Below are 26,742 nucleotides of genomic sequence, written 5' to 3'. Positions count from 1 at the left end.
AAACATGCCATAATGTTTACGATTTATATTTTACCCCTGCTGCCAAAAGGCTCCGACCGTGTGCTGCAAATGCTAAGTATCTTCCTGGAAAATTACTTTCTGAGTACCCGTATAAATATGCGCCAACCTTTCATAAGCAAACAAATCCCCAACCCTTACATCCCTTTCCCAATCGCCTCATAAACCACATCCTGAATCCTCGGGCGTATGTTTAGGCTGCCCAGTTTACTGCTTACGCTGGGGTGTACCCGGTTGCTCAGGAATATATAAACCAGGTTATATTTAGGGTCGACCCAGATACAGGTACCTGTAAAACCGGTATGGCCATAGGCTTGTGGTGAGGCCAGTTTTGAGGGGTAATGCCTGTCGGCAATAGGATCCCAGCGGTCGAAACCCAGTCCGCGACGGCTAATTGGCGATTGTTTGGAGGTGAACAAGTCAACCACTTCTGGTTTAAAGTATTGCACACCGCCGTAGCTGCCGCGGTTCAGTAGCATCTGGTACAATATGGCTACATCATTGGCGCTGGCAAATAAACCGGCATGGCCGGCCACTCCGCCTTTAAGGGCCGCGGTAGGGTCATGCACATAGCCATCCAGCAAACTCTGGCGGTATTCCTGGTCGTTCTCTGTAGGGATGATCTGCGCCGCACTAAACCTGTACAGCGGTAAAAAACCTGCGGTTTGCATGCCCAGCGGATTATAAAACTGCTGCTGCACGTACACGTTTTCGGGGGTGGAAGTAATGTTTTCTACCACCTCCTGCATAAACAGCATACTTACATCACTGTATACATATTGCCCCGGTGTTTTAATGGGGGAGTTAAGCATATCGGGTAGCATTACATCTTTATAGTAATCCTTGCGCAAAAAATAATGGTCAGATACTTTGGTAGGGTAGGCTGCAGATGAATCCGTACTATGATCTGCTGGCTTCACCTTTTCAAACGATTGGATATCGGGGATCAGCCCGGCCTGGTGCAGCAATATATCGCGCACCTTAATGTTGTTTTTATTGCTCCTGCGGGCAAGCGGGATATAATCGCCCAAAGTACCTTCCACGTTCAATTTGCCTTCATCAACCAATTTCATCGTCTCCACTGTGGTAGCCGAAACTTTGGTCATAGATGCCAGGTCGAATATATCGGTCAACTTATCGGGGATAGCATTTTCATAGGTATGGTAACCGTAGGCTTTGTTAAATATCACCTTACCATCCTTAGCCACCAACACCACGCAGCCGGGGGTTGCACGTTGCATCATGGCTTCGCGGGCAATCTTATCTATCTCCTGTAAATTGTCGGCATTAATGCCCACATCCTCGGGGACTGTATATTGCAGCCTTGTTTTATCACTGATAAAACCCATACCCTTGCCGTACACAGGCGAATACGTTTTGGTTAGTTTTTGTGTAAGCGGTACGCCGCCAAATATGGCCTGTGCCGCGTATGATGCCGAAACGGACGATACCCTTTCTGTCCAGATCACCGGAGCAGTAACGTTATCCAGTTTACTTAACAACGGGCCATAGCCAAACGCGGCCACTATTACCGGTTTGATTTTTTGAGTGGTATTGATAAAATCTATCAGCTGCGGGTTGCTCAGGTCAGCATCATTTACTTGTAATATAATGGTATTGTACCATTTAAGGTCGGCAGCTAGGTCATTAAACGTTTTATTGCCGGTATAACCGTTGCCATCAAAAACCTGTACTTTGCTATATTTATTGAGCAGGCTATCAAAGGTTGTAGCGTATTGGTTGGTAAAATGAACGCTGGCAATTTTAAGGTCTTCCAGCTTTTGCAGCGGAATGGTGTATTGGGCGTTGTTGAGTAAAACGGTAGAATTTTGAACCAATCTTTCCTCTGCAACATAAGCTTTACCAGTAAGGGGCGGGTTTTGCGCACAAGCCGTATTAAATAATGCAAATCCAAACAACACTAAAGCAACACTGCCCCATTTATTTTTTATCATATACTTTTACTCCGTTTATATAGGTTTTAATCACTTTAACTGTTGGCAGCTCGGCACCCTTTACTTTCATGATATCCTTATCCAGTATCACAAAGTCGGCATATTTGCCGGGTTCAATGCTGCCTTTTTCCGTTTCTTCAAAATTGGCTTTAGCAGCCCAAATGGTTATGCCCTTTAAAGCTTCTGTCCTGCTTAAAGCATTTTCAGGCTGAAAGCCCCCTGCCGGGAAACCTTTCAGATCCTTGCGCTCCACCGCAGCATAAAACGTATACATGGGGTTAATGTTCTCTACCGGGAAATCTGTACCCAAGGGAATCCAGCCGTTTTGCTTTAATAATGCCTTGTAAGCGTAGGCAGATTTTAATCTTTCGGCACCCAAACGCTTGCCTGCCCAATACATATCGGAGGTGGCATGAGTAGGCTGTACCGATGGGATAATGTTATTATCGCCAAAAAGTTTTACATCCTCCGGGGCTATTACCTGTGCATGTTCAATTCGCCAGCGGCGGTCATTCTTGCCTTTTAAAACCGAGGCATATATTTTCAGCATCACCCGGTTTGCCGAGTCGCCAATGGCATGGGTACACATCTGGAAACCCTTGTCGGCTATTTTTTTTGCCACTTCTTCAAAATGAGCCTGGCTGCTCAGCAAAAAGCCGCTCCAGTTTTTTTGGTCGGCATAAGGCTTGAGCAGGCATGCACCTCTTGAGCCCAAAGCGCCATCGGCATAAACCTTAAACGCTCTTACATTAAGGCCGGGTGTTTTAAAGGCGCCATGCTTAAACAGGTAATCGTAATTCTCGGCCCTATCGGCCAGCATGACGTACATGCGCATTTTTAATGAGCCTTTATGCTGCAGATCGGCAATGGTGTTGATCATGGTATAAGGCAATCCGCAATCATCAACGGTTGTCAACCCCACAGCGAAACAATTTTTTTGTGCCGATAAGAGCGCGTTCTCTACAATAGGGGCAGTGGGCTCGGGTATTTTACGGGTAACAATCCCCATGGCATTATCAACCAATATACCTGTAAGTTTACTATTGATGGTTTCAATTTCGCCGCCATTAATAGTTTGACCGGGTTTTACACCGGCAATATTTAACGCTGCCTGGTTGGCAATTATGGCATGCCCATCAACCCGGCTCAATATTACCGGCCTTACCGGGAACATGCTGTCGAGCCTGGCTTTATCCGGAAATTGTTTTTTTGCCCAGTCGTTTTGGTCCCAGCCGCGGCCTATGATCCAGCCATCGGTATTGCGGGTAGCGTAAGCCCCTACCGAATCAATAACTTCGTTCCAGCTTTTGGTTCCGTCAAGGTTCACTTCCTGTAAGCCAAGGCCATATTCGTAAAAGTGGGCATGGGCGTCAATAAAACCGGGGTATACGGCGGCGCCTTTGGCATCTACCACCTCGTGGGCAAAGTATTGCTGTTCCAGTGAGTCGCTATTGCCAACAGCAATAATTTTACCATGATTTACCACAAAGGCAGTAGCAGTGGTAAAGGAACTATCAACTGTATAAACAACGGCGTTTTTTATTAAAAGATCGGCATTGTACTCTTTTTGCTTGCAGGCTACGGCCAAAAGCAGCAGTGCTGGCAATAATTTCTTCATATGGTGGTGTTTTTAGGATGATGGATTAAAGATCAAAGAACAAGGACAGAAAACCAGTATGGCTCATCATAAACGTTTTATGATCTTTTATCCTTACTCTTTGCTCCTTAATCTATCATCCCAATTATATACAATTATCAAATCATAAAGTTATGCCTTCAAATATTTAATTTAGCATCGAAAACGAAATTGAAGGGAATTTTTTTAAATGTCAGATATAATTCAGCTTTTACCGGATGCCGTTGCCAACCAGATTGCCGCCGGCGAAGTGGTGCAACGACCAGCATCAGCGGTAAAAGAATTAGTGGAAAACGCCATTGATGCCGGAGCCGGCAAAATACAGCTCATTATAAAAGATGCGGGAAAATCATTGATACAGGTTATTGATGATGGCAGCGGCATGAGCCCTACCGATGCCCGCATGTGCTTTGAGCGCCATGCCACTTCAAAAATACGCAAGGCCGAAGATCTGTTTGCCATCCGCACGATGGGTTTCAGGGGCGAGGCTATGGCATCTATTGCCGCTATTGCCCAGGTGGAGTTAAAAACCCGCCGCCACGAGGATGAGCTGGGCACCTGTATTTTTATTGAAGGATCCGAAGTGATAAGCCAGGAGGCATGCTCTGCCAATACGGGTACATCCATATCCATCAAAAACCTGTTTTATAATACACCCGCCCGCCGTAACTTTTTAAAAAGTAACCCGGTTGAGATGCGTCATATTATTGATGAATTTCAACGGGTGGCCTTAGCCAATCCGCAGATATTTTTTACACTGCATCATGATGGGCAGGAGGTTTATCATTTACCGGGCGCAGCGCTTAAACAACGCATAGTTCACCTGTTTGGTAATAATTACAACCAACGCTTAGTACCGGTTGAGGAGGATACCAGTATCATTAACTTACGCGGCTTTGTTGGCAAGCCTGAGTTTGCCCGCAAAACCAGGGGCGAGCAGTTCTTTTTTGTGAACTACCGCTTTATCCGCGATGCATACCTCAATCATGCCGTACTTACCGCCTTTGAGGAGTTGCTGCCCGATGATTGTTTTCCTTTTTATGTGCTGTTTATTGATATTGATCCATCAAAAATTGATATCAACGTACACCCCACTAAAACCGAGATCAAATACCAGGACGAAAAATCTATTTATGCCATCATCCGCTCGGCAGTAAAACGTTCTTTGGGCCGGTATAACATTACGCCAAGTTTGGATTTTGACCAGGAGAACAGCATTGAGCACCTGATTACCCAAAAACCGTTTGAAGATATTGTAGCACCTACCATATCTTTCAACCCAGATTTTAATCCTTTTGCATCTGAGAAAAAAACCGCCCGCGAGGAGCACCCGTTTTTAAGGGATGGCGGCGATTACAAAAGTCGCGCTGTACCCGATAACTGGGATACCCTGTACGAGATCAGCAAAAAGGAAACCAACCCGCAGCAACAGATGCATGAGGAAAAAAGTATTGCTGTTGATGAGCAGGAGGTGAGCAAACCAAGCGAGCGGCAATTGTTCCAGATCCATAACCGGTTCATCCTGTCGCAGATTAAATCGGGCTTTATGCTGATAGGGCAGCAGGCCGCTCATGAACGTGTTTTATACGAGCGCTTTTTACAGCAGCTGCAAAACCATTCGGGCGTAAGTCAGCAGAGTTTATTTCCACAATCGGTAACACTAAACGGCAGCGATTTTGAGTTATTAAGAGAACTTTTGCCGGATATAAAAGCGCTTGGTTTTGACATTCGTGAGTTTGGTAAAAACACCGTTGTTGTTGAAGGCGTACCGGCCGAATTAAACAATGTAGATGAGCATGAACTGCTTGAACATTTACTGGAAGGCTTTAAAAACAATATGGCCATTTTAAAGGTAGATAAGCGGGATAACCTGGCCAGGTCACTAGCCCGCAACGCTGCAATTAAAACAGGCACCAAATTGTCATTAGAGGAAATGAACCAACTGATTGATCAACTTTTTGCCTGCCAAATGCCCAACCAGGCATTGAACGGTAAGCCAGTAATCAGTACCTTTACGTTAGCCGAATTAATGGAACGCTTTGAAAAATAGCCCTGGGCTTTTAATTATACTATGAACCAATACAGTCAATCACCATTTGCAAATATTACACCGGTTGTAAAAAACCTGTTGATCATTAATGTTTTGTTTTTTATAGGAACGTTTGTATTTGCCCGACTGGGGATAGACCTGGTTACCTGGTTATCGGCGTTTTATTTTAATTCGCCCTTATTCCACCCATGGCAAATTGTTACTTATATGTTCATGCATGCCAGTATTGGGCACATTTTTTTCAATATGTTTGCCTTGTTCATTTTTGGGCCAACCCTGGAGTATACCATGGGTTCCAAGCGTTTTTTGCAATACTATTTTATAACGGGTATTGGCGCTTTGGCTTTGCAAATGTTGGTACAGGCTATTGAGGTACACGGAGTAATAGGTGCTTTTACCATTGCCAACGGCGATCTTTCACCCTATGTTAACCTGGAGGGCTTTAACAAGCTGAGAGAAATATACGGCGGGGCTACTTTAGGTGCATCTGGTGCAGTTTTTGGGCTATTACTTGCGTTCGGCTTTTTGTTCCCCAATGTGGAAATGATGATCATGTTTATACCTGTACCGGTTAAAGCAAAGTATTTGGTTACAGGATATATACTATTAGAATTATTTAGCGGTTTTGGGCAGTTTGCAGGGGATTCTGTTGCTCACTTCGCGCATCTTGGCGGGGCTTTATTTGGCTATATTATATTAAAAGTTTGGCGAATGGAAAGGCCCAACAATTTATATTAACAACAAGAGTTATCAATAAATAACGGTTAATTATCATGAGCACCCTTTGGCAAAATATCCACTACAAAATGCTGCGGTCGGGCAATAAGCTCAACCTGCTTATTGGCATCAACGTTATTGTTTTCCTGGCTGTGAACGTAACGGCTATTATTGAGCAGCTTTTTACCGGCTTTGGCAACAGCACGGTACTTCTTTATAGCAATGAATACCTGCTGCTGCCGGCGTATTTCCCAAAACTGCTAACGCATTTTTGGACGCCCTTAACCTACATGTTCATGCATGCCGGCATATTGCACATCCTGTTTAATATGCTGTGGCTATATTGGATGGGCCAGATATTTGAAGAGTACCTGGGCAACAAGCGCACCATAGGTTTATATATTATGGGTGGCCTGGCCGGCGCCCTGGCTTATTTATTATGTTTAAATTATTTGCCCGCTTTTTCCAACGCGCATGCGGCTATAGGCAGTACAATAGTTGGGGCATCGGCCAGCGTTATGGCCATTGTTGTGGCAACTGCTACCTTATTACCTAACTACACTATATCATTAATATTAATAGGCCCCGTAAAATTAAAATGGCTGGTATTTGTAATACTTGTAATTGATTTTTTGGGTATCATAGGCCCCAATGCAGGCGGCGAAATTGCCCATTTGGGTGGCGCTTTATTAGGGTTTATCTATATTAAACAATTGCAAAAAGGGCGCGATTGGATTACTGGTATTGCCAACATCTTCAAATCAAAGTCAAAATTAAAGGTAGTACATCATAATACCGGTAAAAACAGCATCGAGTATCCTCGTCAGGATGAAATTGACCGTATATTAGATAAAATTTCACAATCAGGTGTTGATAGCCTGAGTAGACAGGAAAAGGAAACTTTAGCTCGCGCAAGCAAGAATGAAAAATAAAAAAAGGGGGTTATCTTTCATTAGTAGAATTTTTTTATGGATAAACCTGTTTCTCTGTTTTGCATTAGTTATCAGCTATTTTGCACCTTACGTTAACCCTCAAAAAATCTGGGTAATTGCCTTTTTTGGATTGGCCTATCCACTTCTGCTGTTACTTAATGTTATCATCATGGTTTACTGGCTACTGCGCAGGCGGTGGCAGTTTGCACTTTCGCTGGTAACTATATTAGCAGGCTGGAGTACGCTAAACAATAATATCGGCTTCCGTTCCGCTTCGTCCAATGCCCGCGTAGCCGGCTCAAACTGCGTGCGCATGATGACCTATAACGTTCATAATTTTAAACGCTATGGGGCAAAAAACGATATTTCGACCAAACATGAAATATTGGAGCTCATCAGCAGTCAGCAGCCGGATATTATCGGTTTCCAGGAGTTTTTTACGCGTTACAAAGGCCAGTATGATATGCGGGATTCTATTGTTAAGGTGCTAAAAATGAGTAACTTATATTTTGAACCTTTTAATTTCAATAGCCAGGAAGGTATTGGCATGGCCATTTTTTCAAAATTCCCTATAATAGCTAAGGGAATGATCCAGCTGTCTGATGATAGAGCTTCATCAAACCAATGCTTATATGTTGATGTAAAAAAGGGCGAAAAAATTTTTAGAGTTTATAGCGTTCACCTGCAATCCATAAAATTTAATCCCGACGATTATAAATACATAGATAGTGTATCAAAAAAAGGGAAAACGGATATGCAATCAACCAGGAGACTGGGCGGTAAGCTTAAGATCGCGTTTATAAAACGCAGCGAACAGGTTTTTAAAGTTAAGGCCCATGCCGCAGCCTGCCCTTACCCGTACATTATATCGGGCGATTTTAATGATACCCCAACATCATTCGCGGTAAACCAAATGGCCAGTGGACTCAAAAATGCATTCCGCGAAAAAGGCTCTGGTTTTGGTCGCACTTATAATGGTGATTTTCCTAATTACCAGATAGATTATATTATGGCCAGTCCACAGTTTAATGTGGCATCGTACCAGATCATCGAAAAAAAGCTATCAGATCATTTTCCGCTTCGTAGTGATTTAATGTTGAAGTGATAGAATCAAGAATTAAGAGCCGATAGAGAATCAAGAATTAAGAGTCGAGAATCAAGAGAGCAAAGCAAAATCTAGAAGTTATAGTTTACGAGCGACTTGCCCGCAGGTAATTTTTTGTCTTGATTCTTGACTCTTGGTTCTTGACTCTGTTCCACGACGGATTCTTGCATCTATATGATTAGCTTAAAATCGAAAAAATCGTAAGTTTGCCCTCATGAAACAAAATTTGTTTGTTTACAACACTTTATCCCGTAAAAAAGAAGAATTTAAAGCACTTAATGCCCCACATGTGGGCATGTACGTGTGTGGACCTACCGTGTACAGCGATGTGCATTTGGGAAACTGCCGTACCTATATCTCATTCGATCTGATGTTTCGGTACCTTAACCACCTTGGCTACAAGGTGCGTTATGTACGTAATGTAACCGATGCAGGCCATTTGGAAGGTGATGCCGGAGACGAGGGAGAAGATAAAATATCAAAAAAAGCAAAGCTTGCTCAACTTGAGCCTATGGAAATTGTGCAAAAGTACACCGTAGGTTTTCACGAGGTGATGCAGATACTGAACACGCTGCCGCCAAGTATTGAACCAACCGCCACCGGCCATATTATTGAGCAGATTGAGATGGTTAAGGTGATACTTGAAAAGGGGTATGCCTACGAGGTGGATGGCTCTGTTTATTTCGACGTTGAAAAGTATAACAAAACCAAGGATTACGGTGTATTAAGCGGTCGTAACTTGGAAGACTTGCTGAATAATACCCGCACATTGGGCGGGCAGCAGGAAAAACATGGCAAGCTTGATTTTGCCCTTTGGATAAAAGCAAAGCCGGAGCACCTGATGAAATGGCCATCGCCATGGGGAGTGGGTTTCCCGGGCTGGCATTTGGAATGCTCTGCCATGAGCCAAAAATATTTGGGTAATCAATTTGATATCCATGGCGGCGGACTTGATCTTGTGCCTACTCACCATACCAACGAGATTGCTCAGCATGTAGCCTGCTGCGGTAAAAATCCGGCTGTTTACTGGGTACATACCAATATGCTTACAGTTAACGGCCAAAAAATGTCAAAATCATTAGGCAACAGTTTTTTGCCGCATGAACTTTTTAGCGGCCAAAACTCTATCCTTAATAAAGGCTACAGCCCCATGACGGTTAGGTTTTTTATGTTACAGGCCCATTATCGCAGTACACTTGATTTTGGTAATGACGCTATGGAAGCCTCGGAGAAAGGTTTTAGGCGTTTGATGAATGCCTACGCCCTGCTTAATGGCTTAAAGGTATCAGCCAGCACCGAAATTGAAATTGAACCCCTACTAAACCGCTGCTACGCGGCCATGAATGATGATTTTAACAGCCCGGTATTAATTGCCGAGCTATTTGAGGCATCACGGATCATCAATTCGGTAAATGATGGTAAAATGAAGATAGATGAGGCAAACCTGCAACTGCTTAAAAACCTCATGAATTCCTTTGTACTGGATGTATTGGGCTTAAAAGATGAACAGGCCGATAATGACGATCTGCCAAAGGTATTAAACCTGATAGTAGAGTTAAGGAACGAGGCTAAAGCAAATAAGGATTACGCTACGAGTGATAAGATCCGCGAGGGCTTATCAAAAGTTGGTTTCCAGCTAAAGGATAGTAAAGAGGGGACCCTTTGGAGCAAAAGCTGATATTGAAAATCAGGATATTTACTTTACAATCAAAATAAAATAAAACAGGAGACTCCATTGGGGCCTCCTGTTTTATTTTGTCGGAATATGATCGTATTTATAAAGACTGTTGTTTGAATTTTTATCCCAGAGCTTCTTTAAAATCCGCCATTAAATCGTCCAGGTCTTCAATACCAACCGATAGGCGGATCATGGTTTCAGGGATCCCCATTTCGGCACGTCTTTCGGCCCCAAGCTCAAAAAATATGGTTTGAGCTACCGGGATAGCCAGCGTACGGGTATCGCCAAGGTTGCTTGATTTTACTACCAGCTGCAGCTTGTTTAAAAATGCAAGGCAGTCAATACTTTCATCCAGTTCGATGCTCATTAAACCACCAAATTTGGCGAAAAGCTTACTGGCCCTATCATGCTGCGGGTGGCTTTCTAAACCCGGGTAAAATACTTTTTTAATTTTAGGATGGCTTTCAAAATAGGTAGCCAACGCCAATGCGTTGTTGCAGGCACGCTCCAGTCGTAAGGCCAATGTTTCTGATCCTACTGATATAGAGTGAGCGGCTTCGGGTGATAATGTGCCCCCGGCATCGCGCAAGCCCTTTTTTCGTACCTGGGTCATGCCCAGCGCCGCGGGTTTTACCTGTGCTTTAAAAGCAGGAAAGATATTAGGATATACGCTCCAGTCAAACAAACCGGTATCGGTAACACTGCCGCCCAAAGCATTGCCATGGCCGCCAATGTATTTAGTAAGCGAGTTAATAACCAGGCTGGCTTTTACATCAATAGGGTTAAACAGGTAGGGCGAGGTCATGGTATTATCAACCACGTATAAAATGCCTTTTTGCTGGCATAGCTCGCCAATGCCTTCCAGATCAACTATTTGTGTGGCGGGGTTAGCTATGGTTTCAACAAAAACAAGTTTGGTGCTTTCTTTTATTTCGTTGCGTACATTTTCCGCATCGGTGGCATCAACAAAAGTGATATCCAAACCCATATCAATATAGGTTTGAAATATGCTGCGGCTGTTGCCAAACAGGAATGAGCTGGCAACAATGTGATCTCCATGTTTAATAAGCGCCATGATGGTAGCCGAAATAGCGGCCATGCCGGTAGAGAATGCAATAGAAGACAAACCCTTTTCCATTTGGGTTACTTTTTGCTCAAGCGCGGTTACCGTAGGGTTGCCCTGACGAGAGTATGCGTAACCTTTCTTTTTATTCTGGAAAATATCTACCAGGTCCTGCACATCTTCGTGTCCGTAAGTAACCGAAGTATGGATGGGTTTATGTAAAGAACCATGTTCTGGTTGACCTAAGCGGTCGGAATGTAGCAGGGTAGTTGTAAAGCCTCTTTTTGTCGTCATTGTGAACCTATTAGTAAAATAGAATAATAGCGGTTGCGAACTTAGCAATTATGCACGGATTTCATGGACACGAATTTCACGAATGGTTTCGAATTGACACTAATTTGAAGTGTCAAGGTCTGCGCGGACACAAATTGGCGTCTTTTATTAACTGTTAATCCGCTTGAATTCGTGAAATTCGCAAACATTCGTGAAATTCGTGCCTATATGAGAGCTGTACTACAACGTGTTACTGAGGCAAGCTGCAAAGTGAATGGAGAAATTACCGGGCAAATAGGTGTCGGTTTCCTGGTGATGCTGGGTATTGAAGATGCGGATACTATTGATGACCTTAACTGGCTGGCCAATAAAATTGCAGGAATGCGTGTTTTTGGCGATGAAAATGGTTTGATGAATAAGGCATTGGCAGATATTAGTGGCGATATCTTACTGATATCGCAGTTCACATTATTTGCGCAAACAAAAAAAGGGAACCGACCATCATTTATCCGTGCTGCTAAACCAGATAAGGCCATCCCGATGTATGAGCAGATGATAAAAACGCTGGAAACAATCACCGGTAGAAAAGTAGCCGCGGGAATTTTTGGGGCCGATATGAAGATCAGTTTATTGAATGATGGGCCTGTTACAATTGTGATGGATACCAGGGATAAAGAGAACCATTAATACACACCAATTGCACTGATTTTGTCGAATTACGCTAATTTAATATAAACTATGGCCGATTTGCTTTTCATGGAAGAGTCTTATAAAATAATCGGTGCGTGCTTTGAGGTGCATAAAATTCTTGGTCATGGCTTTAAAGAAGCCGTTTATAAAGATGCTTTGGAATTTGAGCTTGAAAAAATCAAGATTTCCTTTTCAAGAGAAACTCCTTATACAATTGTATACAAAGGGCAGAAGCTCAAACATTTCTTTGTAGCCGACTTTATTGTTTTCGGCAGCATTATACTTGAAATAAAAGCAGCAAGCAATATTGGAGAGCCTCACATTGAGCAAACTTTAAACTACCTTAAAGCCTCTGGCTTAAAGCTGGGAATTGTTATAAACTTTGGCACGCCGTCACTTACCTATCAACGCGTAATAATTTGATCCATCCGATTAATCAACATGATTAGAGGAATTCGATAAAATTTGTGTAATTCGTGTTATGGAAATTAAAGAAGCGCAGCATCTTGTAGATAAGTGGATAAATACCATGGGGATCAGGTATTTTAATGAACTTACCAATACTGCTATTTTGATGGAGGAAGTGGGCGAGGTAGCCCGCATCATGGCAAGGCAGTATGGTGAGCAATCATTTAAAAAATCGGATATGGAAGTTAACCTGGCTGATGAAATGGCGGATGTGCTTTTTGTGCTGATATGCCTTGCTAACCAAACAGGTATCGATCTTACCGATGCGCTTGAGAAAAATATGGAAAAGAAAAGTATCCGCGATGTTGACAGACACAAGAATAATGAGAAACTGAAGTAATAGTTATTAATATTATATATTGATTAAGTTAAATAAACAAAATTAAATTCTGTTTATTTTAATTTTATATAATTTAATAAGGTAGGTTTCGTTTATTATCAATAACTAAATCGCCTTATTATGAAAGTATATCTCATTTTATTTACTTTATTATTAACGTTTTCTGCCTGTGGGCATAAAAATGTAGAAGAGAAAGCGGAGGTGGCCGATATGGCGATGGCTCCCGTTCCGCCAGTAAAGCAAAGTAAAGCAGGTTACGAAAGAGCGTATGATAAAAAAGCGTTTAATGACAAGGAAGCCTCTCCAAAAGAAACGGTTGATACATCTAAAAAAATAATTAAGGAGGGCGAGATCCGTTTCCCGGTGGAGAACCTGAAAGCAACCCGCCAAAAAATAGTTAACTCGCTAAAAAAACTGGGAGGCTATGTTGCCGAAGAAAATGAAACAACCAATAGCGACAATAATCAAAAGGAATATAATCTGAAAATTCGGATCCCTTCTAAAAATTTCGACTCATTCCTCGAAGCATTATCTGCCGATGCAGATCATATCGACACAAAAAATATCCGCCGGAGAGATGTTACTACTGAGTTTATTGACATCGCCACTCAACTTAAAAACAAACAACTGCTGGAGGATCGTTATCTTGAACTGTTAAAAAGAGCTACCAAAACCAGCGATCTTTTGCAGATAGAGGAAAAGCTTGCCCAGATCCGTACCGATATAGAATCAACCCAGGGGCAGTTAAATTATTTAAGCAGGCAGGTTGCCTATAGCTCGCTTGATATTACTTTTTACAATAAGCAAACGGCCCAAATTGTTGACGAGGCATTTAGCTATAAATTTAAAACGGCTGTTTATGATGGCTGGAACTTGTTGCAAAACCTGTTTTTTAGCACTATTATGTTTTGGCCCCTTATAATTATAGCTGTTATTTTTTATTGGATGGTTAAAATATGGAGAAAGAAAAAGGGAAAGAAAGCGGAGTAAGTTTTGCTTTCTTTTATGTTTGATATTGTATGGGGCGGTGATACGCAATTCAAAGCCGTTTGGTCCTGTGTTCGCAATGGTTATATTGTATAAATAAAATGCAATTTACTTATATTAGTAAGTTAACGGTTTGGAACAGGGATTGAAGTAAATAAAAAATTGAACGCATATATCTTCCATATCACCCTCTATGACCTGGCCTTTCTGGGGGCGATATTTATCGGGTTCTCTTTCGTTCTGCAGTTGGGATTCGCCAACAGGAGCAACCGGGCTGCAAATCGCTTTTTGAGTTTGGCCCTGGTTGTGATGGTGCTGTGGCTGCTTTGGGTACTGGGGAGGGATATCGGTCTTGAAACCTATTTTTCTCATTGGAGCTGGCTGCCGCTGCAATTTTCGCTGGCGTTGGGCCCGCTGATCTTTTTTTATGTTCTCAAAATAACCCGGCCTAAGTATCTATTTCGCTTTAATGATCTCGTGCATTTCGGCCCGCTGCTGCTCGAACTGGGCGCCCTGGTATTGGAGATAAAGGAGAGTATCAGCACAGGGGCGGCTACTTATCATACGCAGACCTTTCATACGCTGAATCCAATATTACAATTGCTGGCCTTTATTTCGGTCGGCGCCTACCTGTATGCGTCTCACCGGCAGATAGAGCGTTTTTACCGGGGCCTCAAATTTAACGGGGGCGATCGGTACCGGTACGAATTGCGGTGGCTGCGTAATTTACTAATAGGTTTCGGCCTGTTATGGCTATTGTGGATCCCTTTTACAGCCGTAGACTATTTTTATTACCATTACCAACTAAGTATACATGCTTATTATCCTTTATATCTCCTTTTAGCGGTAATGACTATTTGGATGGCGGCCGTAGCCTTTTTAACTCAGGAGGCTGGCGTACCCGTCGATCCCCCTTCGTTTTTAAAGCCACCGCTTCCTGCAGAAATGAAACAAAGGGGTAGTTGGCTAAAGAAAACCGTGCAAGCCAACCGGTATTACCAGGACCCGGAACTGAACTTAAGCTCGCTTGCTGAAAAGCTTGACCTTGGTCCTCATGAATTATCGAGGATAATCAATACGGTGCTCAAAAAAAGCTTCAATGATTTCATCAATGAATATCGCGTTGCAGACTTCGTTCAGAAAATGCAGGACCCTGCTTATGAACACATAACCCTGTTGGGCATTGCATTTGAATCCGGATTCAATTCCAAAACTACGTTTAACCGCACTTTTAGGCAAATGACCGGGAAAAGCCCCGCAGAATATAAGAACGATCTGAAAAAAGAGCGACCATCTTATAACTTGGAACACTCGACCCGATTTACAGCGGTAAATTCGAATCACGAAACCACGACTCAGTGGTCTGATGAGAAATTAAACCGCAACTATATGTTTAAAAGTTACCTGAAAATAGGATGGCGCAACCTGACGCGCAATAAAAGCTATACTGCCATTAATGTTACTGGTTTGGCTGTTGGTATTACCGTTTGTATGATGATCTTTATCATTATACAATTTCAAACAAGCTTTGATACTTTTCACGCGAAGAAGGATCGTACCTATCGTGTACTGACCGAATTTCATTACGCAGAAGGAGGAAATATTTCTTACAAAGCAGCTGTCCCTTTTCCAATGCCTTTAGGACTGAAAACGTCTTTTCCCCAAATAGAACAGGTAGCCCCGATCTTTGCCAGCCACGATGATCAGCTGTTGATTCTTGATAATAATGGAAATACGGAGAAAGATTTTAAGGAGCAGCACGGTGTATTTTACATGAACCCTTCATTCTTTAAAATATTCGATTTCCCGCTGCTGGCAGGTTCTTATGAATCATTAAAAGATCCGAACAACGTATTACTTACCAAAGAGATCGCTGAAAAGTATTTCGGCGACTGGAAAACAGCAATAGGCAGAACCATTAAACTGCAAATGGGCGGCTATATGTTTGAACATGGCGTCGATGTATTAAAAGTTTCAGGGATTTTGGCCTCCGTACCTGCAAATTCAGATTTTCAGCTAAAGGTTGTTGTAGCCTATGGAACGGGTTTCACCGGGGATTATTTGTCAAAATCCACCGATTGGGACGGGAATGTTGCCGGTTTTGGTTGCTATATTTTGCTGCCGCCGAACACTTCTGCCGATAATTTCAACCAACAATTAAGGGCTTACTCCCACAGGGTAGAGTCGCCTGGCAATACCGACAGGCATTTTATCCAGCCCTTAGGTGCGGTGCATTATGATACGCAAGTGGGTAATTACAGCAACAAAACAATCAGCCATCAATTGCTTAATGTATTGTGGCTTATTGCAGCATTCATTCTGTTAATTGCCTGCGTAAACTTTATCAACCTATCCACTGCGCAAGCCGTTAACCGGGCGAAAGAGGTTGGCGTAAGAAAAGTGTTGGGGAGTAGTAAATCTCAATTGCAGATCCAGTTTATCATCGAAACATTTTTAATAGTTATAAGCGCTGTAATACTCGCGGGCTTTATTACCATACTTGCATTGCCTTATGTGGGGAACCTTTTGGAACTTTCGCTTTCATTCAACATTTTTAGCAATCCTGCAATTATCTTATTTCTTTTGGCGGTAACCATCGTAGTTACAGCACTTGCAGGCTTTTATCCCTCTATTGTTTTATCGCGTTTCAGTCCGGTTAATGCGCTAAAGAGTAAACTCACGTCAAATGCAAACGGAATTTCGTTAAGAAGAGGGTTGGTGGTGTTTCAATTCATCATTGCGCAGGCGCTCATTATCGGAACGCTCATCATTGTAAAGCAAATGGATTATTTTATGAACCAGCCGCTGGGTTTTGATAAAGACGCCATTATCAATGTTCCTTTCCGTGTGGATAGTCTTCGCCTCAGCAAGCTGGGTTATTTAAAGAAAGAATTATTGTCTGTAAACGGCGTGCAGGCGGTTACTTATAGTTCCAACACCCCGGTTGAAAATGGCACCGATCTGTGGAGCATTATCAAATATAATCATGCGGTAAAACAAACAGACTTCCAGGTTATTACCAAATTTGCCGACAACGAATACATATCCACTTACAAATTGCCGCTTATAGCCGGCAGAAATGTGAACCCATCTGATACCACTGGAGAATTTCTGGTAAACGAGTCTTTAGTGAAAACTTTGGGGCTGAAAAAACCAGAGGACATATTGAACAAGCATATGACCACCTGGCATGATCAGATCAAAGGAACTGTTGTTGGCGTATTAAAAGATTTCCATAACCGGTCTTTCCGCAACGACCTTGCACCATTATTGATCACCACCGACATTGCCATGTACAACCAGGTAGGGATAAAGCTGGCGACTACAAATATTTCTTCTACCATGCAATCGGTTAAAAAGGTATTTGATAAAACGTTCCCCGATTTTGTTTATGAGTACAAATTCCTCGATGAAAAAATTGGAAGTTTTTACAAACAGGAAAACCAGTTATCGCAGCTGTATAAAATTTTTGCAGCTATCGCCATATTCCTTAGCTGTCTTGGTTTGTATGGTTTAGCCTCATTTATGGCAGTGCAAAGAATAAAAGAAGTGGGTATTCGTAAAGTGCTTGGTGCTACCGCGGGCAATATCGTTTATTTATTTTCAAAAGAATTTATCATCCTCATTGCAATAGCCTTTGCCATTGCTGCACCCATTGCATGGTATTACATGCACCAATGGTTGCAAGCGTACGTTTATCGCATCAACATTAGTTGGTGGTTATTTGCTGCAGGCGGATTTGCGGCAATAATTATTGCACTTGCAACGATAAGTTTCCAGGCAATAAAGGCAGCAATAGCAAACCCGGTGAAAAGCCTGAGAAGTGAGTAGGCTTTTGCCGCAGTATTAACAGGAGATTTGGGTTAAATGCAATAAGATGCTTTCGGCGTTGAAATGCAGGAGGGCTTCATGTCCAAATAAGGTATAAGTCCGGATGTGTTATCCGGACTTATATCGATTTTAGCTCAATTTTACCAGCCGTTCGCCCTCCAAAACCGGAATGGCGGTGGTGATATCAATTTGCAGGCAAAACTCAATATCTTTTTGGATGCCCAGTTTTTTCAACCTTTCGCCGTGCGATGTTTTTTTAAGGTAGTCGTTAATATCATGCTTGCCTAACTGATAAAGATCATTTGCGGCAATAGCAGCATCATCCAGCTCAAAACCATCTGTTTTTAGCTGGTCTATAACGGCTCCGGCAAACAGCGTATCTTCCAGGTTGAAATTGTTTTTCCAACCGGCACATACTAATAAAATATTTTCATCCTGATTTTTTAGCCAGGTGCTAAGCGCAGTAAGGTTCAGGAATGAGCCTATTACAATTTTTTTGGCCGAGCGTGATAAATGCAGTGCATGGGTACCATTGGTGGTAGTAAGTACAATGGTTTTACCGGCTACTTTTTCTACCGTGTATGAAAATGGCGAATTGCCAAAATCGAAGCCATCAACTACTTTTCCGTCGCGTTCTGCTGCCAAAAGGTAATCCAGCCCTTTCTCTCTATACGCGGAACACTCCTCAACCTGTGATACCGGAATAATAGCCTCAGCACCGTTTTCAATACCATAACATATAGATGACGTTGCCCTGAAAATATCAATAACCACTACAATATAATCCTCCACATTAAAAAGTGGTATTAAAGCCGGAGTAAGACAAACGTGTGCCGCCCGCCCCCCTGAAGGGAGCGTTTGGTTATCGGTATTATTTGACATGATTTTTAAATTAATAACTAAAGGGAAAACTATTGTTTATAGTTCCCCCTTCAGGGGGTTAGGGGGCTTATGCCTTGTAAAATGGTGGCTTTACAATTTTAGCCTTTACCTTGTTATCTCTAATGCTGATGTAAATTTCGGTGCCTTCTTTGGCAAATTCGGTTTTTACATAGCCCAGGCCTATCGCTTTTTGCAGGGAGTGTGATTGTGTACCTGACGTTACTTTTCCTATGTTATTGCCCTCAGCATCAACAATGGGGTAATCATGACGCGGAATACCACGATCTATCATTTCAAAGCCTACCAGCTTTTTGCTTACGCCAGCTTGTTTTTGCTGTTGCAGTGCTTCGGCGTTGGTGAAGTCTTTATTAAATTTGGTAACCCAGCCCAGGCCGGCCTCTAAAGGCGAAGTAGTATCGTCAATATCGTTGCCATAAAGGCAAAAACCCATTTCTAAACGTAAAGTATCACGGGCACCCAGGCCAATTGGTTTAATGCCAAATGGTTCGCCGGCTTTAAATATCGCCTCCCAGATCTGGCTGGCATACTGGTTTTCGAAATAGATCTCGAAACCACCAGCGCCGGTGTAACCTGTAGCCGAGATTACTACATTATCAACACCTGCAAAGGTTCCTTTTTTAAAGGTGTAGTATTCCATCGATACCAGGTCAACATCGGTAAGGCTTTGCAGCGCCTCGGCAGCTTTGGGGCCTTGAATGGCCAGCAGCGAGGTGCGGTCTGATATGTTTTTCATTTCAACGCCGGCAGTGTTAAACTTAGATATCCAGTTCCAGTCTTTATCAATGTTTGATGCATTAACCACCAGCATGTAAGTTTTCTCATCTATACGATAAACCAACAGGTCATCAACAATGCCACCATCTTCATTGGGCAGGCAGGAGTATTGCACTTTGCCATCGTACAGTTTTGAAGCATCGTTACTGGTAACACGTTGTATTAGATCAAGCGCGTTGTCGCCCTTTAAAATAAATTCGCCCATGTGGCTTACATCAAACACACCAACGGCTTTGCGTACGGTTTCGTGTTCGGCGTTAATACCAGCGTATTGTACGGGCATATTATAGCCGGCAAAGGGTACCATTTTGGCACCTGTTTTTATATGGATATCGGTTAAAGCAGTATTCTTCATGCAAACTGTATAATAAGCCGCAAAAGTAATTATTTCTGAGTGGAATTGGGAAGGAGGATGGAAATTAAGAGGTGAGTTATCAGCCGGTCGGATTACTCATCGCGACACCGCTAATAAAAGAAAATTGTCATTTCGAACGAGCGGGGGCGGATTGAGCGTAAGGGCGAGGAGAAATCCTATACAATATGCATTGTTCGTTAGTATGTTGTATAGGATTTCTCCTCGTACCTCGTTTGAAATGACACCGTTTTTACCGAGAAATAGAAGGAGGTTCCACACCAGCAGTTATACATTAGCTGCCTTTTCTAAATTTTTATAAAACTTAACCAGGCCTTTGGTAACCTCATTTACATCATGTTGCTGCTCTATCAGTTTACGGGCGTTTAAACCTACGCGGCGGCAAAATTCTTCGTCGGTAATACAACGCTCAATGGCGTCATAAAATTCCTGCTGATTATTGGCAATCAAAATATCGTCACCATGGGTAAAGTTGATCCCTTCGGCACCTAACGAGGTTGATATAATACATTTTTGCATGGCCATACCTTCCACAATTTTTACCCGCATCCCCCCGCTTGATAAAAGTGGAACTATCATGATGGCCTTACTGTTCACAAACTCAAAAGCATCATCAACTTCGCCCTGTATAAATATTTTGCCCATCACCTCATAGTCGTCATAGCGCTCGGGGATGTTATGGCCTGCCACATAAAACTTCACCCGCAGATCGCCTTCGGTGAGGTCTTTATAAAAATTATCAATAAACCATTCTATTCCTTCGCGGTTGGGCAGCCAATCCAATGATCCCAGGAAAAACAGGCTCGGGAATTCAGTTTTGCTTAGATCAGGGTTATACCTGGTTAAATCAATGCCAACCGGAAATATCTCCACCGGGATTGTAGTCCCATAGGATAGCATCGTGATCTTATCTTCGGATGTGAATACCGCTATAGCATCAAATTTGTTAAGCTGCTCCAATTCATAATCCTTAATGCGTTTGGCCAGCATGCGCAGGTACCACTTTTTAAACAAGTCGCTTTTTTGCTGGGCCAGCCTTTGCCAAACCTGGTGTTCAATATTATGTGAGCGATAAATAAGCCTGGCCTTAGAAAACTTGCGGATAGATGACAGGTAGGGAGTAACAAATAAACCCTCAAACTGCACAACATCATAAGCTGTTTTCTTTAACTCGCGGATAAGCAGTTTTTCAAATTCGGCATTATAAAAGCGATCAACATTGTTTGATTTTTTATTGAACAGGTTTACCACCGCATCAACCATTGATATGTTGATGTTGATCTTATACGAGGTATAATTTATTTTATCCTGCAGCTCATCTTTTCCATGCGAGTTTCCATTGTATTTTTCGGCGTTTAATGATACCAGCGATACATCATGGCCTAAGGCGATCAAGCCTTTTATGGTATTGCACACCACTATGGCATACCCGCCATTTTGCGGAAATGGGACACGATGTGTTAAAATAAGAATCTTCAAATGATTGATGGTTTGTCACAAAAGTACCATCCTGAAAGTGGTAATCAAAGTATCTTTAAAAAATACTTAGCTGAGGATCGCTTACCCTGAAAGTTTTACGATGGTATGGCGTAAAACCTATTTTCATTACCGTTTCGCGGTGTTTTATGGTTGGATAACCCTTATTGGTATGCCAATCGTACTCGGGATGTTCGGCGGCAATTTGCAGCATATAATCGTCGCGGTAGGTTTTGGCCAATATGGATGCTGCCGCTATACTAAAGTATTTTCCATCGCCCTTAATAATGCACTCATGCGGGATGTTTGGATATTTTTTGAAGCGGTTACCGTCAATGATCAAAAATTGGGGGGCTATATGCAGTTTTTCAATGGCGCGGTGCATGGCCAGGAATGATGCATTGAGGATGTTGATCTCATCTATCTCAAAATTATCTACCGATGCTACGGCAAAGGCAATAGCCTTTTCTTCTATCACTGTACGTAACTGGTAGCGTATTTCTTCAGATACCTGTTTCGAATCGTTGAGTAGGTGGTGATCAAAATCATGGGGGAGTATCACGGCGGCGGCAAATACCGGCCCTGCAAGGCATCCGCGACCAGCTTCGTCACATCCTGCTTCAATTAATTCATATTGGTACCTGGCTGCTAACATGTGTACAAATATAAGAAGAAGTATCAGGTAGTTAGTATCAAGACAGGAGAAGTATCAAGTCGTTAGTATCAAGTATCAAGACAGGAGCTATAATTCGTGCAATTCAAAAAAATTAGCGGGAATTAGTGTGCATTAAAAGATCCTTAAAGTAAGCAGGGTGATATCATCTATGGGCTTGCTTTTGTGTACAAGGTTCAGATGATCTAAAAGGGCGTCATTAAAATTATCTGGTGTGAGGCTGCCATGGGATTTTACAAAATCAAGCAGTTTGTCCTCGTTCCAAACCTTGTTGGTGGTTGATTCAAAATCCATCAATCCATCGGTGTAGTTTACAATCAGGCTGCCCGGCTCTATATCAATTTCGCCCTCATTTAAAAAGGGGAGTTCTTCAAAAACGCCTATCATGGTGGTGCCCAGTTTTAATGGTATAGCGCCTCCGTCGGAGTAGAGTATGGTAGGGTTGTGGCCCGCGTTGATATAATTAAGTTTGCGTTTCTTTTGGTTATAACGGGCCAAAAAAAGTGTTATAAAACGCTCGCCTTTGGTGTTGTTGAGTACTATCTTATTCAGGCGGTCGATGATATTGGTCAGGTCGTCTTCCACCGCGGCCCAGGCATGCAGGCTGGCCTGGAAATTGGCCATCAGCAGCGCCGCCGAAATTCCCTTACCAGATACATCGGCAATGCACCACAGAAACTCGTTTTCGTTAAGGCGGATAAAATCAAAATAATCGCCGCCGATGTTTTGATGCGGCAGGTATTTTGCCCCAACTTCCACGTCAGCATCCTTATGGATTTTTAGTGGGATAAGCATGTTTTGTACCTCAACGGCAAGCTCCATTTCGCGCTGAAAACGTTCTGATTGCAGGCGTTCGCGAAACAGTTTTTTATTCTCCAGGGCCACAATGATCACATTCATCAGGGTTTGAATGAAGTTAAGATCGTTGCCCAGCATCTCGCCCGATGTATTAAAATCGCCAATAAGCGCATAAGCTAAGGCCTTGCTTTTATGGTATATCGGGATAAAGTAATTGTAGTTGCGCAGGGTATGGTCTTCATGATCAGCTATCGCTATAGGCGATTTTACCTTGCTTAATTTATTGCAGGCCTTGCTTAAAATCATCGACGATTCTATATCGCCGCCGTATTTGGAGATGCATACAAACTTATTTTCCTTTTCAATAAGAAAACGCAGCTTGCCCACCTGCAGGTAATTTTGCAGGATAACCTCAAGCATTTGAATGAGTATCGGGGTGGCAGTATTCTTATTAATGGCCCTGGTAATCTCCAATAAGGAATTTAATTCTGATTGTCGCTTCAGCAACAGCCTGATTAATTCGTCTTCGCCAGAACTATCGTCTATATATTGCATCTGTTTTTAGTACGCTGACTAAAATAGAAAAAATATTTTCAAATGCGTGTACTTTGTGATTTTATATCGAAGGCATCGCGTAAACCAACGGTAACCAGGTTAAACGCGTACACCAGCAGCATGATAGCAATGCCGGGAATGATGGCCAGGTAAGCCGAGTCCATTACAATATAACCGTAATGTTCTTTAATCATGCCGCCCCAGGTAGGCATAGGCGGTTGCGCGCCAAAACCAAGGAAACTTAAACCGGCTTCAAGTAATATGGCCGATGCAAAATTGGATGACGCCAGTACCAGTATAGGGCCGGTTATATTGGGTAAAATATGTTTGCTGATAATACGGGCATTATTAAAACCCAGGGCACGGGCAGCCTCAATATACTCCACCTGTTTAAGGCTCATCACCTGCCCGCGTACAAGCCTGGCTACCTCAACCCACATGGATAGGCCAACTGCTATAAATATTTGCCACAGCCCTTTGCCAAGGGCAAAAGATATGGCAATAACCAGCAGCAATGCCGGTAAAGACCATAATATGTTCATTACCCAGCTAAGCGCGGCATCTATCCAGCCGCCAAAGTAGCCGGCTATTGCGCCTATAGTTACCCCTAACAACATACTAATGATAACCGACATGAGCCCAACAGCCAGCGAAATGCGGGTACCCAGTAGCAGCCTGCTCAGCATATCGCGGCCATAAATATCAGTACCCAGCCAAAAGGTTTTGGTGATTATTTGTTCGCTTTTAATTTTATCGGCAAAGTGCTGATAGATCTCGGCTGTTTTTTTTGAGGAGATAGCAGGGTTTAGTAGTACCATGCCATAATGATAGCGGGGTTTAATCCCATTCACTCCTTCAAAAATGTTATACGCCTTTTTATCAGGCTTATCCTCATCGCCAATATATTCATTTACGTGAATGGAATCCTGCTTAAAATAGTACCCGGTAATAGGGATCTCCCGGTAAAATGACGATTGCCCAAAAAACATCCTGCTCAAGAAACCAACAGTATCAACCTGTTCGCTTTTGCGTATTCGCAGCATGGTAAACCGGGCTCCCGGCTTTTTTATGCTCAGCTGTATGGTCATGTTATTGGCATGCGGCGTTTGATCAGGCAATACAAGATAACCTAATATGGCTATCAGCAGCGTAGTTGCGATGAAAGCAAGCCCGCCCATGGCAATTTTATTACGCTTAAAGGCGATCCACGTTTGTTTTGAGGGAGTAAGCTGGGCCAATAGTTAATAATTCCTTTTGGCTAAATATCGTTTAAATAGGTACAATAAGCAATTAGCTTTGTACAAATTACATTGATATTAAAAATGAGCGCTATTTTACCTCGCGGCCTTTCCATTGGTACTTTTTATTGCTGCCTACCAGGCCCATCATAATAAGGTAAATTACATGTGCGGGTATGGTTATAATAAGCAGGCTTACCAGGTATCCGCGTTTAAAAAAGTTAGTAACCGGCAGCAGGTAAATAGCTTCAAACAGGTATTTTAATAAAAACTGTGTCAAGAAAAGTTTAAAGAAATATACATCATAAAAACCCAGGCAGGCGTTTAGTAATATGGATACATTAAAAAGCCAGAAACACATACCAATAGCTACTATTTTTTTATCCTTATACTTTGTAAATTTTGAGGCCCAGCGCTTTCTCTGCTGCAAAAACTCTTTTAAGTTGGGCTTTGCATGGGTATAAACAATAGCATCGGTTTGTTTTAAAAAGCCAATTTTGCCGGGGTACCGCACCGCTACTTTTTGCAGCAGTAACTCATCATCGCCAGATGCTACGTCGTCAATTCCGGTAAAGCCACCAACTTCATTAAATACATCTTTACGGTAGGCCAAATTGGCACCATTGCAGGTAGATGCCCGGCCATTGCCAATAAATGCCGCACCTATACCTATAAGAAAAGAAAACTCCAGGGTTTGCATCAACTCAAATATCGATTTCTCTTCAAAAAAAGTTACCGGGGCTGAAACCATTACCAGGTCCTGGCTTTGGTAGTAATTTACTATAGTTGATAACCATTTGCTACCCATGCGGCAATCAGCATCGGTAGCCACCATTAAATCGCCCGATGAGCGTCTAATGGCTTCTGTTATCGCCTTTTTTTTATAGGAGTTAAGCGGCTTATCCTCGTTCAGTTTCATCAGGGTTATGCCCTGGTCTGCATAGCTGGCGATAATTGCAGCAGTATCATCAGTGGAATGATCATCAACAATAATAACCTCTAACAGGTGTTTTGGATATTCCTGGGCTAAAATATCTTCGATAGTTAAATGGATCCGCTCTGCCTCATTTCGTGCGGCAATAAGTATGGTAACCTTTGTGTTAAAATCGGCAATTGTAAAGGGAATTACCTTAATATCAAACCATCCTTTAATTAAATAAATAACAAGTAACAGATATAGGCCTGTTAATAATAACGAAATTATACTAAGCGTTGCGATCAAAGAATTTGAGTTTAAATACAAATAAAGAGCCTAAAATAGCAGGAATAAATAAATTTATGAGCCATATAGAAGATACACCGGCTATTATGGCAAATTTTTGATCTGTGATATAAACAAACAGGTGTGATGCTGTGAAGCCACGTACGCCAATATCAAAAAGATCAAGAGAGGGTACAATGGAGGATATTAAAAAAAATAGCATCAACATCATAATCATAGAAAAAACCGGGATCTGCGGTATCAGCATCTGGAATACCAAATAATACTGCAATGAGAATGTAGCATACCGGGCTACGCTGAACCCCATTGTTTTAATAAGCTCATGGGTTTTATATTGACCCATGATTGCAAAAAAGCGGTGGTATTTTTTTACCAGGGGGATACTATCAAACAGGCTAACCACCCAATTTATATGGAAATAAATGACGAGCTGCAGTATTGCTAAAACAGCACCCAAAGCCATTACGCCTATAAGCAACCAGGAATAATCATGTATATAGCGGCATATAAACCAGATGATAGAAACCGCGCCTAAAACATTGGTTACGGTGCCCTGGCTAAATGAGCCAACACTCATGGCAAAAATACCGGGAATTCGCTTTCGATTGGGTAAAAACATTACCCGGCCACCATATTCGCCCAACCTGTTTGGTGTTGTTACTGCCCAGGTAAGACCGCAAAAAACGGCTTCCACCGCTTCCCAAAGAGTTATATCAATAAGTGTTTTGGTAACATAGCGCCATTTTAAAGCCTCCAAAAACCAGTTAACAAACATGAGCATTACCACAAAAAACATGGTGATAATTACCCGGGTGATACTTAAATGTGATGCTAAAAGCTCAAAGGCTTTTAAGTCGTTGTTTTTTTTGGAAAACTGCCTGTAGATAAACAATGCAGCTACAATTAATATACCGGCCTTAAGTAAATAGGAAACTATTTTTTTGGTAGAACTAGTCAAACAGATAAAAATTTATGCAATGTTACGAA

General features: G+C 42.3%; 21 protein-coding genes. 10 read left to right on the top strand and 11 right to left on the bottom strand.

Features of this window, described 5'->3' with window-relative positions:
* Positions 1-155: 155 nt before the first annotated feature.
* Together AC1D0K_RS27405 and AC1D0K_RS27400 are read right to left on the bottom strand one after the other, a co-directional pair.
* Positions 156-1,973 (bottom strand): serine hydrolase domain-containing protein, encoded by a 1,818-nt coding sequence (locus tag AC1D0K_RS27405; protein WP_477392759.1) that lies wholly within the window; start codon positions 1,971-1,973, stop codon positions 156-158.
* Positions 1,960-3,591, bottom strand: a complete 1,632-nt coding sequence (locus AC1D0K_RS27400; RefSeq protein ID WP_477392757.1) for an amidohydrolase — start codon at positions 3,589-3,591, stop codon at positions 1,960-1,962. Before AC1D0K_RS27400 ends, AC1D0K_RS27405 begins: the two co-directional genes overlap by 14 nt.
* Before the next feature lie 208 nt (positions 3,592-3,799).
* Here AC1D0K_RS27400 and mutL point away from each other — a divergent pair, with 208 nt between their 5' ends.
* The 5 genes from mutL (at position 3,800) to cysS (ending at position 10,091) form a co-directional block, all read left to right on the top strand.
* Positions 3,800-5,659, top strand: a complete 1,860-nt coding sequence (gene mutL, locus AC1D0K_RS27395; RefSeq protein WP_477392755.1) for a DNA mismatch repair endonuclease MutL — start codon at positions 3,800-3,802, stop codon at positions 5,657-5,659.
* Between the two features lie 21 nt (positions 5,660-5,680).
* Positions 5,681-6,397: a rhomboid family intramembrane serine protease gene (locus AC1D0K_RS27390; protein ID WP_477392753.1), complete on the top strand. Its 717-nt coding sequence runs from the start codon at positions 5,681-5,683 to the stop codon at positions 6,395-6,397.
* 35 nt (positions 6,398-6,432) lie between these two features.
* Positions 6,433-7,308 (top strand): rhomboid family intramembrane serine protease, encoded by an 876-nt coding sequence (locus tag AC1D0K_RS27385; protein WP_477392751.1) that lies wholly within the window; start codon positions 6,433-6,435, stop codon positions 7,306-7,308.
* The gene (locus tag AC1D0K_RS27380; protein WP_477392749.1) at positions 7,298-8,413 is read left to right on the top strand and encodes an endonuclease/exonuclease/phosphatase family protein; all 1,116 of its coding nucleotides are present in this window, start codon (positions 7,298-7,300) and stop codon (positions 8,411-8,413) included. Before AC1D0K_RS27385 ends, AC1D0K_RS27380 begins: the two co-directional genes overlap by 11 nt.
* A gap of 214 nt (positions 8,414-8,627) precedes the next feature.
* A complete protein-coding gene (gene cysS / locus AC1D0K_RS27375) occupies positions 8,628-10,091 on the top strand; it encodes a cysteine--tRNA ligase (protein WP_477392747.1) in 1,464 nt (487 codons plus the stop codon).
* Between the two features lie 121 nt (positions 10,092-10,212).
* Here the strand turns inward: cysS and AC1D0K_RS27370 are convergent, their stop codons facing one another.
* Positions 10,213-11,448, bottom strand: coding sequence for a cystathionine gamma-synthase family protein (locus AC1D0K_RS27370; RefSeq protein ID WP_477392745.1), 1,236 nt, complete (start codon positions 11,446-11,448; stop codon positions 10,213-10,215).
* Positions 11,449-11,655: 207 nt separating this feature from the next.
* On the opposite strand from AC1D0K_RS27370, the gene dtd reads away from it, so the two are divergent.
* The 5 genes from dtd to AC1D0K_RS27345 all read left to right on the top strand — a co-directional run bounded on the left by dtd (position 11,656) and on the right by AC1D0K_RS27345 (position 17,743).
* Positions 11,656-12,114 (top strand): D-aminoacyl-tRNA deacylase, encoded by a 459-nt coding sequence (gene dtd / locus AC1D0K_RS27365; RefSeq protein ID WP_477392743.1) that lies wholly within the window; start codon positions 11,656-11,658, stop codon positions 12,112-12,114.
* Between the two features lie 51 nt (positions 12,115-12,165).
* Positions 12,166-12,540: a GxxExxY protein gene (locus tag AC1D0K_RS27360; RefSeq protein ID WP_477392741.1), complete on the top strand. Its 375-nt coding sequence runs from the start codon at positions 12,166-12,168 to the stop codon at positions 12,538-12,540.
* A 58-nt stretch (positions 12,541-12,598) separates the two neighbouring features.
* On the top strand, positions 12,599-12,925 hold the full coding sequence (locus tag AC1D0K_RS27355; protein WP_295715892.1) for a nucleotide pyrophosphohydrolase: 327 nt from the start codon (positions 12,599-12,601) through the stop codon (positions 12,923-12,925).
* 120 nt (positions 12,926-13,045) lie between these two features.
* Complete coding sequence (locus AC1D0K_RS27350; RefSeq protein ID WP_477392738.1) at positions 13,046-13,915, top strand: DUF4349 domain-containing protein; 870 nt, start codon at positions 13,046-13,048, stop codon at positions 13,913-13,915.
* A gap of 159 nt (positions 13,916-14,074) precedes the next feature.
* Positions 14,075-17,743 carry an ABC transporter permease gene (locus AC1D0K_RS27345; protein ID WP_477392736.1) on the top strand — a complete coding sequence of 1,223 codons (3,669 nt, stop codon included), beginning with the start codon at positions 14,075-14,077 and terminating at the stop codon, positions 17,741-17,743.
* A 129-nt stretch (positions 17,744-17,872) separates the two neighbouring features.
* Here the strand turns inward: AC1D0K_RS27345 and AC1D0K_RS27340 are convergent, their stop codons facing one another.
* From AC1D0K_RS27340 to AC1D0K_RS27305, 8 genes are all read right to left on the bottom strand, one after another.
* Complete coding sequence (locus AC1D0K_RS27340; RefSeq protein WP_477392734.1) at positions 17,873-18,625, bottom strand: 2-phosphosulfolactate phosphatase; 753 nt, start codon at positions 18,623-18,625, stop codon at positions 17,873-17,875.
* Between the two features lie 67 nt (positions 18,626-18,692).
* Positions 18,693-19,775 (bottom strand): glycine cleavage system aminomethyltransferase GcvT, encoded by a 1,083-nt coding sequence (gene gcvT, locus AC1D0K_RS27335; RefSeq protein WP_477392732.1) that lies wholly within the window; start codon positions 19,773-19,775, stop codon positions 18,693-18,695.
* A 285-nt stretch (positions 19,776-20,060) separates the two neighbouring features.
* On the bottom strand, positions 20,061-21,272 hold the full coding sequence (locus tag AC1D0K_RS27330) for a glycosyltransferase family 4 protein (protein ID WP_477392730.1): 1,212 nt from the start codon (positions 21,270-21,272) through the stop codon (positions 20,061-20,063).
* 55 nt (positions 21,273-21,327) lie between these two features.
* Positions 21,328-21,924 (bottom strand): ribonuclease HII, encoded by a 597-nt coding sequence (locus AC1D0K_RS27325; protein WP_477392728.1) that lies wholly within the window; start codon positions 21,922-21,924, stop codon positions 21,328-21,330.
* Between the two features lie 132 nt (positions 21,925-22,056).
* Positions 22,057-23,295, bottom strand: a complete 1,239-nt coding sequence (locus tag AC1D0K_RS27320) for a PP2C family protein-serine/threonine phosphatase (protein WP_477392726.1) — start codon at positions 23,293-23,295, stop codon at positions 22,057-22,059.
* A 38-nt stretch (positions 23,296-23,333) separates the two neighbouring features.
* Complete coding sequence (locus tag AC1D0K_RS27315) at positions 23,334-24,533, bottom strand: ABC transporter permease (RefSeq protein WP_477392724.1); 1,200 nt, start codon at positions 24,531-24,533, stop codon at positions 23,334-23,336.
* A gap of 91 nt (positions 24,534-24,624) precedes the next feature.
* Positions 24,625-25,755: a glycosyltransferase family 2 protein gene (locus tag AC1D0K_RS27310; protein ID WP_477392722.1), complete on the bottom strand. Its 1,131-nt coding sequence runs from the start codon at positions 25,753-25,755 to the stop codon at positions 24,625-24,627.
* Positions 25,739-26,713: a hypothetical protein gene (locus AC1D0K_RS27305; RefSeq protein ID WP_477392720.1), complete on the bottom strand. Its 975-nt coding sequence runs from the start codon at positions 26,711-26,713 to the stop codon at positions 25,739-25,741. Before AC1D0K_RS27305 ends, AC1D0K_RS27310 begins: the two co-directional genes overlap by 17 nt.
* Positions 26,714-26,742 lie beyond the last annotated feature (29 nt).

Source organism: Mucilaginibacter sp. P1_A3, from assembly GCF_056406855.1.
Note: the sequence above shows the minus strand (reverse complement) of the source record. Positions and strands in the feature narration are given on the sequence as shown.

What these genes read in the sequence shown, in the direction of transcription:
- AC1D0K_RS27390 (WP_477392753.1), top strand. Translation starts at nt 5,681, where the DNA reads ATGAACCAATACAGTCAATCACCATTTGCAAATATTACACCGGTTGTA.
- AC1D0K_RS27350 (WP_477392738.1), top strand. Translation starts at nt 13,046, where the DNA reads ATGAAAGTATATCTCATTTTATTTACTTTATTATTAACGTTTTCTGCC.
- AC1D0K_RS27385 (WP_477392751.1), top strand. Translation starts at nt 6,433, where the DNA reads ATGAGCACCCTTTGGCAAAATATCCACTACAAAATGCTGCGGTCGGGC.
- AC1D0K_RS27400 (WP_477392757.1), bottom strand. Translation starts at nt 3,591, where the DNA reads ATGAAGAAATTATTGCCAGCACTGCTGCTTTTGGCCGTAGCCTGCAAG.
- dtd (WP_477392743.1), top strand. Translation starts at nt 11,656, where the DNA reads ATGAGAGCTGTACTACAACGTGTTACTGAGGCAAGCTGCAAAGTGAAT.
- AC1D0K_RS27360 (WP_477392741.1), top strand. Translation starts at nt 12,166, where the DNA reads ATGGCCGATTTGCTTTTCATGGAAGAGTCTTATAAAATAATCGGTGCG.
- AC1D0K_RS27380 (WP_477392749.1), top strand. Translation starts at nt 7,298, where the DNA reads ATGAAAAATAAAAAAAGGGGGTTATCTTTCATTAGTAGAATTTTTTTA.
- AC1D0K_RS27340 (WP_477392734.1), bottom strand. Translation starts at nt 18,625, where the DNA reads ATGTCAAATAATACCGATAACCAAACGCTCCCTTCAGGGGGGCGGGCG.
- cysS (WP_477392747.1), top strand. Translation starts at nt 8,628, where the DNA reads ATGAAACAAAATTTGTTTGTTTACAACACTTTATCCCGTAAAAAAGAA.
- AC1D0K_RS27370 (WP_477392745.1), bottom strand. Translation starts at nt 11,448, where the DNA reads ATGACGACAAAAAGAGGCTTTACAACTACCCTGCTACATTCCGACCGC.
- mutL (WP_477392755.1), top strand. Translation starts at nt 3,800, where the DNA reads ATGTCAGATATAATTCAGCTTTTACCGGATGCCGTTGCCAACCAGATT.
- AC1D0K_RS27355 (WP_295715892.1), top strand. Translation starts at nt 12,599, where the DNA reads ATGGAAATTAAAGAAGCGCAGCATCTTGTAGATAAGTGGATAAATACC.
- gcvT (WP_477392732.1), bottom strand. Translation starts at nt 19,775, where the DNA reads ATGAAGAATACTGCTTTAACCGATATCCATATAAAAACAGGTGCCAAA.
- AC1D0K_RS27405 (WP_477392759.1), bottom strand. Translation starts at nt 1,973, where the DNA reads ATGATAAAAAATAAATGGGGCAGTGTTGCTTTAGTGTTGTTTGGATTT.
- AC1D0K_RS27325 (WP_477392728.1), bottom strand. Translation starts at nt 21,924, where the DNA reads ATGTTAGCAGCCAGGTACCAATATGAATTAATTGAAGCAGGATGTGAC.
- AC1D0K_RS27320 (WP_477392726.1), bottom strand. Translation starts at nt 23,295, where the DNA reads ATGCAATATATAGACGATAGTTCTGGCGAAGACGAATTAATCAGGCTG.